Below are 10,964 nucleotides of genomic sequence, written 5' to 3'. Positions count from 1 at the left end.
AAGCTTCTACAGGGAAGGCGGAAGCTGCTACAGACTGCGCGAAACACGGAAACGTGAAGGCGGAAGCTTCTACAGGGAAGAATATTTTTATCTTTGCTTGGGAGAGGAGAGACATAATTCTAGTTCCCCTTCTCCCATCTTTGGGAGAAGGGGTTAGGGGATGAGGGCTATCAAGGTTTTTGCACATTTGGGATGCTCCCAAGTGCAAAGTGCTGAGTGCTGTTAGCGGATAGCTAGGGTTGAGCCAGTGCTGAGTAAAAACCCAGTTGCTTCAAGGCTTTGAGCAATCAATACTGTTCTAACCTATCTGACGACTACGGCTAGTAAGTAGGAAACAGAATTTTCTAAAACACTTGTTTTGCTAATGCTTCATAATCCTGATAAGCTAATCGGCATTTAAGTTGCATAAAAGCAGGGCTGAAGCCCTTACTACAAGCGAATCATTCTGGAAAAATGAATGACGATTAGCTTAGTACTCTTGACCCGGATGGGTTCGCGCAGCGTTCCGTAGGGAAGTAGAAGTATGTCCGTGGATAGAGAACTTCTAGGCTAGACAATTGTTACAAGAATGGTTTTGTAGGTATGAAAATTGATTTTGGTGCAACTGCTACTGATTATGCAAAACACCGGGCTGGCTTTCCCAGTTCATTATTTAACAAACTGTCTGAATATGGTATAGGTTTACCAGGGCAGAATATTGTTGACCTCGGCACAGGAACAGGAACACTAGCGCGGGGCTTTGCTGATAGAGGTGCTTATGTAATTGGCATAGATCCATCAGCTTCACTTTTAGAACAAGCCAGACTGTTAAGCGAATCTGCCCAACTTCAAGTAGATTATCGAGTCGCAACTGCCGAGAATACCGAGTTACCAAACGCAAGTGCAGATGTGGTGACAGCCGGACAGTGTTGGCATTGGTTTGACCGTCCGCGCGCTGTCCAGGAAATTACTCGCATATTGAGAAGAAATGGCTCGATTGCGATCGCACATTTTGATTGGATACCCTTAAAAGGTAATGTGGTTGAAGCAACGGAACAACTAATCCAGGCTCATAATCCTGCGTGGAATCTGGGCGGCGGTAATGGCTTACATCCCTTGTGGTTACAAGATATTGGCGAAGGAGGATTCCGAGATATCCGTACATTTTCTTACGATGTATTTGTCTCTTATACACACGAAGATTGGCGGGGACGAATTCGTGCTAGTGCTGGCGTGGGAGCCAGCTTGACACAAGAATTGGTAGAAGTATTTGATCAAGAATTGGCGACATTACTCACAACCAAATATCCCACGCCAATTCTTGAGGTTCACCATAGAGTTTGGGCTGCGATCGCAAAATCACCACTATCTAATTCGTAATTCGTAATTACAAAAAAATCGCACAATTTTAGGAAAAAAACCATGATTGAACTTTACTATTGGACAACTCCCAACGGTCATAAAATTACAATTTTCTTAGAAGAAGTTGGCTTACCCTATACCATAATCCCTGTGAATATTGGGGCTGGGGATCAATTTAAGCCGGAATTTCTGAGGATTTCTCCTAACAATCGCATCCCCGCGATCGTTGATCAGGAACCAGCAGATGGAGGTGCGCCAATTTCGGTATTTGAGTCTGGGGCAATCTTGCTATATTTGGCAGAAAAAACCGGGAAATTAATCCCCCAAGATTTACGTAATCGCACTCAAGTTTTAGAATGGTTATTCTGGCAAATGGCTGGGCTGGGGCCAATGGCGGGACAAAATCATCACTTTAGTACTTATGCTCCCGAAAAAATTGAATATGCCATTAACCGCTATGTGAATGAGACGGGACGCTTATATGCATTACTAAATAAGCAATTAGCAGATAGAGAATTTGTAGCTGGCGATTATTCCATTGCTGATATTGCTGCTTATCCTTGGATTGTGCCTCATGAACGCCAAAGTCAAAACCTAGAAGATTTTCCTCATATTAAACGCTGGTTTGAGACAATTAAAGCCCGTCCCGCAACAATTCGCGCCTACGAGAAAGCCGAAGCATTGAAAACTCAAGCGCTCGATCCAGATAAGTCACGAGATTTGTTATTTAACCAGTCGGCAAAGACTATTCAGCCTTAAGCATTTTAAATTGTGTAGATGTAGGTTGGGTGGAGGCTTTGCGTAACCCAACATTGATCGATCGGAGTGTTGGGTTTCGTTCCTCAAACGCCACGTGCTTCAAGTCGGGGAACCCGCCCAACGCAGTGGCTCCCCAACCTACAAATTTTTTTGCAACATTTTAGCCTTGCCACGCCACTACAAAATTAAAGCTTGTGTATATAGAAATAATTTTATAGATTGGCGACAGTCGCGGGAGTTGAGATTTTGCGACAGCGCCAACTAAAAGATAGAGTACCAGATTCCGGTGGGTATCTGCCTGGTTGTTGAGCGTAGTCGAAACACTGCCTCCTGCCTTTGTCTGTAAAAATTCTTTTAATCGCACCAGCCAACAGAAGTGGCAGAATGTGGGTAGTAAAATTAAAAAAATTATCAGTAAGCATCACCCAATCTACAGGTTTTTTAGATGATGAAACAGAGATGGGCAAGCATATATAAATGCACTCAGCTAGTTTTGAGTTTTTTGTTAGTCTTGGTAATTTGGAATCTCCCCCAATCCGCTCTTGCAGATGTCAACCCACAAGACATAAATGCAATTATTCGCACGCGGGATATTGCCTTACAAGCCTTAAACACCCGTGATTTTAGCAAAATACAGCCTTACTTGCACCCAAACTTCACAATCACAACAGTTGATAACCAAATTTTTCATCAAGTTCCTGAGTTTGAAAAGTACTGGAATCAGCAGTTTTCCAGTTCCATTAAAGATATCAAAATGCAACTAAAGGGAGATCCTATCAGAACATTTCTTACTCCAGAGATCGATGTTGCCTCTGGAGAAGCGATCGCATCTTTTTCTTTCAAAGATGGCAAAACGGCAGACATGGCGTTGCGATGGACAGCAGTGCTGCAAAAACTCCAAGATAAATGGACAATTCAATCCCTACATTTCTCTTCCAATTTGCTGAATAACCCAGTTTTGAATGCTGCTCAACAATTGGGACAGATTCTAGCAGTTGCAGCCGGGATAGGCGGTTTCGTTCTGGGAGCAGTGGCAATGCTATTATTACGTCGCAAGACTAAGCAACAAACCGCAAGGATATAGCAAATAAAGTGAAACAAAGCACGCACCAGCCCAGTAAAAACACTACCTTTCAGCGCCGTATCAAGGCAACCATAGTAGTTTTGTTGGTTTGGAGTGGTGTGAGTTTGCTGCATTGGCTACCTGTAACACAATGGTTCATGTTGGCATTAACAGCAATCCTGACTGTGCAAACCTTACGGATGCTGTTAGCAAAACCACAGGCGGCGGTGATGGAAAGTGAGATTTATTTACCGCCAGTCTCGATTTTAGTTCCGGCTAAAAATGAAAGCCCGGTATTAGCTAATCTAGTTTACAGCTTATGTCAATTGAATTATCCTAGCCTAGATATCTGGGTTGTTGATGATGGTAGTACCGATCAAACCCCCCAGATATTGAAAGAATTACAAACTCAATTTCCAGCTTTACAAGTTCATCGGCGGGAATCAAAAGGTGGTAAATCAGGCGCGTTGAATGCGGTGTTTCCCTTTACCCAAGGGGAGATTATTCTAGTTTGTGATGCGGATGCTCAATTACCTGCCAATTTTCTCCGACAAACAGTACCTCTATTTCAGAAACAAGCTATCGGTGCAGTGCAAGTGCGAAAAGCGATTTCTAATGTTAATACTAATTTCTTAACCCGTTGTCAGCAGATGGAAATGTGCTGTGATAGCTTTTTACAAACCCATCGCATTGCTATTGGTGGAATGTCTGAACTGCGGGGTAATGGGATGTTAGTTCGTCGAGAATTGTTAGAAAAGTGTCAAGGTTGGAATGAGAACACCGTCACCGATGATTTGGATCTTTGCTTCAAACTCTATTTAGCAGGTACGGAAATTGAGTTTGTGACAGTTCCATCAATTCAGGAAGAAGGTGTAACTACTTGGGAAAAACTTTGGAATCAACGCTGTCGTTGGGCTGAGGGTGGCTATCAGCGTTATCTAGATTATTTTCCGCAAATTCTTACTTTAGGTTGGGCGAAAGAAATTGATTTACTATTATTTTTTCTATTACAATTTCTTCTACCAATTGGACTAATCCCCGATTTACTTTGGACAATATTTTATAGCCATCATCCAGTTTTATTTCCCCTCCAGACACTACTCAGCATCATTTTAACGGTTGCTTTTATTGCTGGAATTTACCAATTTCAAAACTTACGAAGATGGTCTTTGATTTGGGCAACAATTCAAGGGTCATTATACATGGTGCATTGGATTCCTGTGATGATTTTCATAACATTAAAAATGTGTGTGCAAAAGGAGCGATCGCACTGGATTAAAACTGAGCATCGTGGTTAAAATCCTAACAGTGATTATAGAAATAAATAAAATCTGATATGCCTGCAAAAGATATCTATCACGATGCTGTTAAAAATTCTTTAATTAAAGAAGGCTGGATAATTACAGATGACCCTTTACATTTAAAATGGGGTCAAAAAGATATGTATGTAGATTTAGGAGCAAAACAACTTTTAGCCGCAGAACAAGGAACTAAAAAAATAGCCGTAGAAATTAAAAGTTTTGTCAGTCCTTCAGAAATGGCAGACCTCAAAAATGCCATCGGCGGATTTATTCTGTATCGTGCTGTTATCAGTCGCCTAGAACCTGAGAGAATATTATACCTAGCAGTTCGTGACAACGTATTCACAGCTTTATTTGAAGAACCAATTGGTACACTTTTAATAGAAAGTGAAAATCTAAATTTACTTGTTTTCAATCCTGAAACTGAGAGGATTATCCAATGGATACCTTAGATAACTATCGACGCATCATCAAAGAGGTGTTAGTACCTTATACACAAATTCCTTATTCCTATGCAGTTATCGAGTGTAAAACAGTCTTTGATAGCGAAAATGACAGCTATTTGCTGATAACTATTGGTTGGGATGGTGCTAAAAGAATTCACGGTTGCTTAGTTCATATTGACATTATCGATGGCAAAATCTGGGTACAACGTGATGATACAGAAGATGGTGTTACCTACGAATTAGAAGCTGCCGGAATTCCTAAAGATAAAATTGTCTTAGGATTTCACCCGCAAAATGTCAGGCAATATACGGGATATGCGATTGCATAAATTTAGCAAATAAAATCGGAATAATTAGCGATGCCTACGGCGGTAAACTACGCCCTGGGTGAAAACTGAGCATCATGGTGGAAATTCTTACAGTGATTATGAAAATAAATAAGGTAAAATTTAAAATTAATTATCAAATATTAATGACTTATGGTATGGCAACCGATAGAAGATATATTATCAAGTTGGCAAAGTTTAGCTAGTTCGGAATTACCACCATTGGTAACTGTTTGGAATGAGCAAGCAGAGCGGCTTCGCGCATCTGGTGAGTTTAAAGTCTTCATGGAAAGACTACGCCGCGAAATAGCGATTGAAACTGGAATTATTGAGCGATTATACAACATAGATCGAGGAATAACTCGCCTTTTAATTGAACAAGGAATTAACGAAGCTCTGATTCCTCATGGAGCTACAGATCGTCCTGTAAAACAAGTAGTGTCTTTAATCAGGGATCAGGAAACTGCGATTGAAGGACTGTTTGATTTTGTGGGCGGGCAAAGAAATTTATCAACGTCCTATATAAAGCAGTTACATCAGGTTTTAACCCAGAACCAACAATATACAGAGGCTTTAGTTCCATCGACAGGGGAAATTGTTCGTGTTCCTCTCATAATGGGTGACTGGAAGCGTCTACCTAACAATCCGATGAGACCAGATGGCATTATTCACGAATACTGCCCCCCAGAACAAGTGGCATCTGAAATGGATAAGTTGATTGAATTGCATCATCAACATCGAAATCAGCAAATTCCCCCTGAAGTTGAATCAGCTTGGTTGCATCATCGATTTACACAGATTCATCCATTTCAAGATGGAAATGGCCGAGTTGCTCGATGTATTGCCAGCTTAGTTTTTATTCAAGCTGGTTGGTTTCCTCTAGTTCTTACTCGTGATGACCGTGCAGATTACATTGCAGCTTTAGAGCAGGCAGATCAAGGCAATTTGTCAAAATTGATTGATCTGTTTGCCAAGAGCCAAAAGCAAGCTTTTATCCGCAGTCTTGGTTTATCAGAACAAGTCTTATCAGAGTCCCGACGTACTCAGGTTATTATTGCTTCCATTGCTGAAAAGCTGAAGCAAAATCAATCAGCATCTATTCAAGAGCGTAATCGAAAAGTTGAAGATTTTGCTTCAAAATTATTTGAGATAGCCTCTAATCGCTCACAAGATATTGCTAATGAAATCAAGCTATCCGTACAAAATTTAGTGGATGATGCTGATGCTTTTATAATTAGTGCGTCTGCTGGTGATACTCGTTCATATTACCACCGCTACCAAATTGTAGAGACGGCTAAACAGTTAGGATATTTTGCTAATATTCGTAACTATCATACCTGGATACAGTTAGTTATTGATATAGGAATATCAACGACGATTTTGCTTTCATTTCATGTTCTTGGACATGAGTATCGTGGCTTACTTGTGTGTTCTGCGTGTGCATACCACAGAGATAATGCAGAAGATGGTGAGCGCAACATTAGTGACATTCAAGCCCTAACAGATTCTCCATTCCAGTTCTCTTATGCTGATGAAGAGGGTAATTTAACAGAGCGTTTTAAGAAGTGGTTAGAAGATGTAATTGTGACGGGTTTGGAATATTGGAACAAGAGTCTCTGAAAGCGATGTCTACGACGAGCTACACCATTTCCAATAAATTCCCAACCTATAATGACCCTAAACAGATCCAATAACAACCAAAAGGCAATAAAAGAATCATGCTAGATTTGCTGATTCAAAACGGGTTAATTTTTGATGGCTTAGGCTCTCCACCTGTGCGCGGAGATATTGGCATTCAAAACGGCCGCATTGTCACCCTTGCACCCTCCTTAACTACTCCAGCGCGTGAAGTGGTTGATGCTTCTGGGTTCTGGGTGACACCTGGATTTATAGATATTCATACTCATTACGATTTAGAGTTAGAAATTGCACCAGGATTGAGCGAATCAGTGCGTCATGGTGTTACCAGCGTAGTTATTGGTAACTGTAGCTTGTGTATTGCGATCGCAGAACCCCAAATCCTGGCTGATATTTTTCAGAGGGTAGAGACACTTTCCCATCGGCTGATTGCAAAATGGTTGAAAAAGTCGGTTTCCTGGCAGACACCAGCAGAATATTTACAGCATTTGCAACAGTTACCCCTTGGCCCCAATGTTGCCCCAATGTTTGGACACAGTGCCTTACGCGCTCATGTGATGGGGTTAGAGCGTAGTTTAACCGTTCAGCCGACAAAATTTGAACTAAAACTTATGCAACGCATAGCCAGAGATGCAATAGATGCTGGCTTTATTGGCATTTCTATTGATATGTTTCCTTGGCATCGGATGAGTGGAAAATGGCAAGGTTGGACAATTCCCTCTCAACACGCCAAATTTAAAGAATATGCAATGTTGGCTAATCTTTGTCGGCGGGGCCAACGGGTTTTTCAAGTCACACCCAATTTACAACGGCTTGCTTCCTTTGTGGATATTCTGCGTATGGGTTCAGGGATTGGACAAAAACCACTGCGACTAACAGTCCTCTCAGCCTTAGATGCCGTACACGATCGCAACCTATGGCGAATATTTTCCCCCCTACTTTTTATTTGGAATCGGCTTCTAAATGGGAATGTGCGCTTTCAAACCCTAACCGAACCCTTCACCATTTACTCTGATGGATCTGTGACTCCCTTATTTGAAGAATTTTCTACAGGCGCACAACTCAATGGCTGTCAGTCACGAGAACAAAGACAACAACTATGGGCATCAGAAATATTTCGTCGTCAGTTTCGCCAAGAATGGCTGAGTAAACGGCGTAAATCATTCCATCGTCAGTTAGATTTGATGGAAGTTATTCAATGTCCCGAAGCAAGTTGGCAAGGGTTGAGTTTTGCAGAGATTGCTCGTCAAAAGCAACAAGAACCAGTAGATTTATTTATCGATGCATTACAAAAATACGATACAGATTTACGCTGGGTGGCAACAGGAGCAAACGATCGCCTAAAACCCCGTTTAGCGATGATGCAGCATCCTCATATTTTCCCTGGTTTTACCGATGCTGGCGCTCACGTCCGTAATCTGGGCTACTATGATGGCGCTTTGTCTTTGCTCAAACAAGCAGTTACAACCAAGTTTCTTTCACCTGAAGCTGCAATTTGCCGAGTTACCGGAGAACCTGCTGGTTGGTTTCGTCTGGATACGGGAGTTCTCAAAGTTGGTGCGAAAGCGGATATAGTTTTACTCGATCCCAATGCTTTAAATCAGCCAATTAGCCCGCAGGTGCAGATATCAGATCCCGTTTTAGATGGTGAACCTCGGATGGTTAAGCGTGGTTCAGATGAGATTGTGCAAACTGTGTATATTAATGGGGTTCGGGTTGTTTGTCGGGGGAAAGTGAGCGATCGCTTGGGGCGTGAAAAGTTGGGAAGTGTTTTGTTTCCTTGTTGAATTATCAAACAGAATTCAGGAGTCAGAATTCAGAATGAATGCCATTTTCAGCTTTAGCAATCCGAGGTTGGCTAGAACTAATCTTAGCAGCGAGTTCACTTTGAGTCATCAGTTTTTGCCGACGCTCTTTCAAGTTTTGGCTGCTAGCTTAATTTCAACCAAGATAGTTTCTTCGGGTGTTAACTCCAAAAAATCTGCAACTGTGCCAATTTTCCAGCCTTTAGATTCCAAACGTTCTCTTTTCGCTTGATCCATCACATTACTCCTGACAGCGAATTCCTATACTTGGCATAGGGCGTGAATGTGGCATTACTGCAACCGCAAAGCGTAATGGTAAAACTCTTCATTCTTAATATAATCTCGCGCTTCATAGAATTTTTGCGCGGTTATATTAGAGATTTGAGTAGCTAAAATTACTCGAACTGCTCCACTCTCTTTTGCATATTCTTCCGCAACACTCATCAATAACTTTGCAATTCCCCTCCGGCGATACGACTCTTCCACATACAAATCGTTCAATATCCATACTCGTTTCATCGACACTGAAGAAAAGCTGGGATAAAGCTGAGTAAATCCAACTAACTCCCCATTGTCATTAGCTACAAAAACTACCGAGTCATTATTCTTGAAACGTTCTTTGAGAAACTCCTTGGCAGCTTCAAGGTTTGATGCCTGATTGTAAAAAATACGATACCGATCAAATAATACTGAAACACTTTCAAGATGATTAATATTAGCCAAGAAAACTTCCATTGAGTGTCCTCATCACTTCAATACAGTTTACACATATAGCGGTTCTCGTTTACGCGACTCGTATGTAATATATCTAAATTGGAACAATCGCTCTTTGGAAAAAACTTTTTGGTTTACTGAGCATTTACTTAAATGTTATGGGCAAACTACATTGATGTTCTGTTGGTCATAGCTTCTAAATTTATGTCAGATTATTTGTTTTCCCAGTTTAAAGCCAACGAATTTGAAGCCTTGCATAAGGAATTATCTAAAGTTCTGGATATTTCACAAGATAAACTACAAGCTCTCTATGAGGAGATGCAGCAAGAATTTGAATTAGAGGGCTATCCCGACGATCGGAGGCTTCCCAGAAATATTTTTCACTCTCACGATGAAAGTTTTCAGAAATGCTACGAAGATGCTTTAGTTATTGGAGTAGATATTCCCAGTCTCCTTGAAAAGAACAATAATATTTCAAACAAGAAAACAGTTGTTATCCTGGGACAAGATCCTTTAAGAAAAAGTAATAAAAAAGTAGAGGAAATTGGTATTGCAACACCCTACGCTTTACACTTGAAGAATTGCCGTGAGAAGTTGCGTAATACAAGGCTGTATTTTGATTTGATCAAAGTCTTACTAGATGCAGGATACCGAGTTTACCTCACAGACATTTTCAAGGTATGGGTCAGTGAGGCTAGTTGCGATCGCGGCATTCCTCTGAATAAGAAAGATAGTATTCGCTTCATTCAAGTTCTGAAGGCAGAGTTAGAAATTTTTGAGCCACTTGCGATCGTTACCTGGGGACGAGAAGCAAGTAACGGCATTAGAAGTATAAAATTAGAAGTCAAACACCTTGAGTTTCCTCATCCTAGTGGTGCAGCAAATGGTGCTTGGGGTAGACTAATGGGTAAACCAGCAACACGAGAAAACCGGATTGATTTCTGGCAGCAAAAAGTTTTTGCCCACTTATCAGGGTTGTAGACAAGGATAATTGCCAGTGCGTTGGTGCAACCCACCGTAGGCATCGCTGTTCTTGTACGCTACATTAACGAAACATAACGCACTATTTTTATGAGAGTAATACCTACGGCGGGTGGAGCGATCGCTGATTAGGAATGTTAGGCTTAATTCGGGATAAAAGTTAGTATCTCTTCAAGTGACTCTATCTAAATAGAGCTTAATGTATGGAATTACGTCCAATTAGAACCCAAGCTGACTATCAGGAAGCTCTTCGAGAAATTGAGTTGCTGTTTGATGCCGTCCCTAATACACCTGAATGCGATCGATTAGATGTGCTGAGTACCTTAGTAGAAGCTTACGAAAAGGCACATTTTCCCATTGAAAAACCCGATCCGATCGAAGCAATTCATTATTACATGGATACTCGTGGCTTGTCTCGTCATGATTTGGAGTCATGTCTTGGCAGTCGAGCTAGGGTATCTGAGATACTATCTCGTAAACGCTCCTTGACCTTGGAGATGATTCGCAAGTTAAATCAAGAGTTAGGTATTCCGGCTGAGATTCTGATCCAGCCTTATGATTCAGTGCAAACCTCTGCTTAAATAATAGCC

Annotated in this window: 14 protein-coding genes; 10 read left to right on the top strand and 4 right to left on the bottom strand. The window is 41.2% G+C overall.

The annotated features are described in order from the left end of the window. The first annotated feature begins 582 nt into the window (after positions 1–582). Complete coding sequence (locus HWQ37_RS22920; RefSeq protein WP_292751225.1) at positions 583–1,359, top strand: class I SAM-dependent methyltransferase; 777 nt, start codon at positions 583–585, stop codon at positions 1,357–1,359. Positions 1,360–1,401: 42 nt separating this feature from the next. Continuing rightward, complete coding sequence (locus HWQ37_RS22915) at positions 1,402–2,100, top strand: glutathione binding-like protein (RefSeq protein WP_292751222.1); 699 nt, start codon at positions 1,402–1,404, stop codon at positions 2,098–2,100. A gap of 212 nt (positions 2,101–2,312) precedes the next feature. Here the strand turns inward: HWQ37_RS22915 and HWQ37_RS22910 are convergent, their stop codons facing one another. Next, entirely contained in the window at positions 2,313–2,522 is a 210-nt protein-coding gene (locus tag HWQ37_RS22910) for a hypothetical protein (protein ID WP_292751219.1), read from the bottom strand. 23 nt (positions 2,523–2,545) lie between these two features. Here HWQ37_RS22910 and HWQ37_RS22905 point away from each other — a divergent pair, with 23 nt between their 5' ends. From HWQ37_RS22905 to HWQ37_RS22880, 6 genes are all read left to right on the top strand, one after another. Further along, entirely contained in the window at positions 2,546–3,184 is a 639-nt protein-coding gene (locus tag HWQ37_RS22905) for a YybH family protein (protein ID WP_292751216.1), read from the top strand. An 8-nt stretch (positions 3,185–3,192) separates the two neighbouring features. After that, positions 3,193–4,461, top strand: coding sequence for a glycosyltransferase family 2 protein (locus tag HWQ37_RS22900; protein WP_292751213.1), 1,269 nt, complete (start codon positions 3,193–3,195; stop codon positions 4,459–4,461). A 38-nt stretch (positions 4,462–4,499) separates the two neighbouring features. After that, entirely contained in the window at positions 4,500–4,916 is a 417-nt protein-coding gene (locus tag HWQ37_RS22895; protein ID WP_292751211.1) for a XisH family protein, read from the top strand. Then, positions 4,904–5,239, top strand: coding sequence for a XisI protein (locus tag HWQ37_RS22890; protein ID WP_292751209.1), 336 nt, complete (start codon positions 4,904–4,906; stop codon positions 5,237–5,239). The genes HWQ37_RS22895 and HWQ37_RS22890 overlap by 13 nt, the downstream gene beginning before the upstream one ends. A 150-nt stretch (positions 5,240–5,389) precedes the next feature. After that, positions 5,390–6,856, top strand: coding sequence for a Fic family protein (locus HWQ37_RS22885; RefSeq protein WP_292751206.1), 1,467 nt, complete (start codon positions 5,390–5,392; stop codon positions 6,854–6,856). A 98-nt stretch (positions 6,857–6,954) separates the two neighbouring features. Then, positions 6,955–8,661, top strand: coding sequence for an N-acyl-D-amino-acid deacylase family protein (locus HWQ37_RS22880; RefSeq protein WP_292751204.1), 1,707 nt, complete (start codon positions 6,955–6,957; stop codon positions 8,659–8,661). Positions 8,662–8,683: 22 nt separating this feature from the next. Here the strand turns inward: HWQ37_RS22880 and HWQ37_RS22875 are convergent, their stop codons facing one another. From HWQ37_RS22875 to HWQ37_RS22865, 3 genes are read right to left on the bottom strand one after another with little or no spacing between them, the layout of a single operon-like run. Then, positions 8,684–8,770 (bottom strand): helix-turn-helix domain-containing protein, encoded by an 87-nt coding sequence (locus tag HWQ37_RS22875; protein WP_292751231.1) that lies wholly within the window; start codon positions 8,768–8,770, stop codon positions 8,684–8,686. 20 nt (positions 8,771–8,790) lie between these two features. Next, positions 8,791–8,916 carry a hypothetical protein gene (locus HWQ37_RS22870; RefSeq protein WP_292751201.1) on the bottom strand — a complete coding sequence of 42 codons (126 nt, stop codon included), beginning with the start codon at positions 8,914–8,916 and terminating at the stop codon, positions 8,791–8,793. Positions 8,917–8,970: 54 nt separating this feature from the next. Beyond that, entirely contained in the window at positions 8,971–9,414 is a 444-nt protein-coding gene (locus HWQ37_RS22865; protein WP_292751198.1) for a GNAT family N-acetyltransferase, read from the bottom strand. Between the two features lie 183 nt (positions 9,415–9,597). Here HWQ37_RS22865 and HWQ37_RS22860 point away from each other — a divergent pair, with 183 nt between their 5' ends. Together HWQ37_RS22860 and HWQ37_RS22855 are read left to right on the top strand one after the other, a co-directional pair. Further along, a complete protein-coding gene (locus HWQ37_RS22860; RefSeq protein WP_292751195.1) occupies positions 9,598–10,374 on the top strand; it encodes a uracil-DNA glycosylase family protein in 777 nt (258 codons plus the stop codon). 203 nt (positions 10,375–10,577) lie between these two features. After that, complete coding sequence (locus HWQ37_RS22855; protein WP_292751192.1) at positions 10,578–10,955, top strand: helix-turn-helix domain-containing protein; 378 nt, start codon at positions 10,578–10,580, stop codon at positions 10,953–10,955. Positions 10,956–10,964 lie beyond the last annotated feature (9 nt).

Source organism: Nostoc sp. NMS4, from assembly GCF_017115095.1.
Lineage (GTDB): Bacteria > Cyanobacteriota > Cyanobacteriia > Cyanobacteriales > Nostocaceae > Nostoc.
Note: the sequence above shows the minus strand (reverse complement) of the source record. Positions and strands in the feature narration are given on the sequence as shown.

Coding starts and splice junctions, on each gene's coding strand:
- HWQ37_RS22920 (WP_292751225.1), top strand. CDS start 583: ATGAAAATTGATTTTGGTGCAACTGCTACTGATTATGCAAAACACCGG.
- HWQ37_RS22915 (WP_292751222.1), top strand. CDS start 1,402: ATGATTGAACTTTACTATTGGACAACTCCCAACGGTCATAAAATTACA.
- HWQ37_RS22910 (WP_292751219.1), bottom strand. CDS start 2,522: ATGCTTACTGATAATTTTTTTAATTTTACTACCCACATTCTGCCACTT.
- HWQ37_RS22905 (WP_292751216.1), top strand. CDS start 2,546: ATGATGAAACAGAGATGGGCAAGCATATATAAATGCACTCAGCTAGTT.
- HWQ37_RS22895 (WP_292751211.1), top strand. CDS start 4,500: ATGCCTGCAAAAGATATCTATCACGATGCTGTTAAAAATTCTTTAATT.
- HWQ37_RS22890 (WP_292751209.1), top strand. CDS start 4,904: ATGGATACCTTAGATAACTATCGACGCATCATCAAAGAGGTGTTAGTA.
- HWQ37_RS22885 (WP_292751206.1), top strand. CDS start 5,390: ATGGTATGGCAACCGATAGAAGATATATTATCAAGTTGGCAAAGTTTA.
- HWQ37_RS22880 (WP_292751204.1), top strand. CDS start 6,955: ATGCTAGATTTGCTGATTCAAAACGGGTTAATTTTTGATGGCTTAGGC.
- HWQ37_RS22875 (WP_292751231.1), bottom strand. CDS start 8,770: ATGACTCAAAGTGAACTCGCTGCTAAGATTAGTTCTAGCCAACCTCGG.
- HWQ37_RS22870 (WP_292751201.1), bottom strand. CDS start 8,916: ATGGATCAAGCGAAAAGAGAACGTTTGGAATCTAAAGGCTGGAAAATT.
- HWQ37_RS22865 (WP_292751198.1), bottom strand. CDS start 9,414: ATGGAAGTTTTCTTGGCTAATATTAATCATCTTGAAAGTGTTTCAGTA.
- HWQ37_RS22860 (WP_292751195.1), top strand. CDS start 9,598: ATGTCAGATTATTTGTTTTCCCAGTTTAAAGCCAACGAATTTGAAGCC.
- HWQ37_RS22855 (WP_292751192.1), top strand. CDS start 10,578: ATGGAATTACGTCCAATTAGAACCCAAGCTGACTATCAGGAAGCTCTT.